This window comes from Alienimonas chondri (assembly GCF_013036045.1).
GTDB classification, from domain to species: domain Bacteria; phylum Planctomycetota; class Planctomycetia; order Planctomycetales; family Planctomycetaceae; genus Alienimonas; species Alienimonas chondri.
Genome location: NZ_WTPX01000353.1, coordinates 1 through 674, shown reverse-complemented (window position 1 = coordinate 674; position 674 = coordinate 1). Strand labels below are relative to the sequence as shown.

Here is a 674-nt window from a genome sequence, read left to right as displayed (position 1 = left end):
GTAGGTGCCCCAGGTGAGGGCGGCCCCGCCGCCCGCCGCCATGTCCAAACCGCTGATCGTCGCTCTATTTATCGCCGGGGCCGCCCTCACCTGGGGCACCTACGTGCCCAGCATCCATGTGGCGGCGGGCGATAAGGACGTCGGTTTGCACAGTAACCTGCGGGCGTTCCTGTTCGTGGGCGTGGCCTACTTCCTGGTCGCGGTGCTGATCCCGCTGGCGCTGATCTTCGCCAACGCCGACCCCACCGCCCAACCGACGGCGAACTGGAACTCCAAGGGCATCACCTGGGGCATCTTCGCCGGCGCCCTAGGCGCCGCGGGGGCGCTGTGCGTGATCTTCGCGGTGACGGCCTCCAAGGGGAGCATCGGGCCGCTGTACGTCGCCCCGCTGGTGTTCGCGGGGGCGCCGATCGTCAATACGATCGCCACGCTGGTCTATTTTCACCCGGTCAAAACGCTGCCGGACTGGAAGTTCTTCATGGGGCTGGTGCTGGCGGCGGTCGGGGCGGTGATGGTGATGCTGTTCAAGCCGACCGACAAACCGTCCGGCCCCGCCGCGACGCCCGCCGCTCAGGTGGAAGAGTCCTCCACGATCGCCGAGACGGCGGCGGTGCCCTGACGGCGGCACGTCGTAACTCCCCTCGCCCCCTTTTGGGGGAGAGGGGAGTTACGAC

General features: G+C 68.2%; 1 protein-coding gene. It reads left to right on the top strand.

Features of this window, described 5'->3' with window-relative positions:
- The first annotated feature begins 40 nt into the window (after positions 1 to 40).
- Positions 41 to 619, top strand: a complete 579-nt coding sequence (locus LzC2_RS21610) for a hypothetical protein (protein WP_171190080.1) — start codon at positions 41 to 43, stop codon at positions 617 to 619.
- Positions 620 to 674 lie beyond the last annotated feature (55 nt).

Bases quoted from the DNA above. Each gene is read 5' to 3' on its own strand.
- LzC2_RS21610 (WP_171190080.1), top strand. From the start codon at position 41: ATGTCCAAACCGCTGATCGTCGCTCTATTTATCGCCGGGGCCGCCCTC.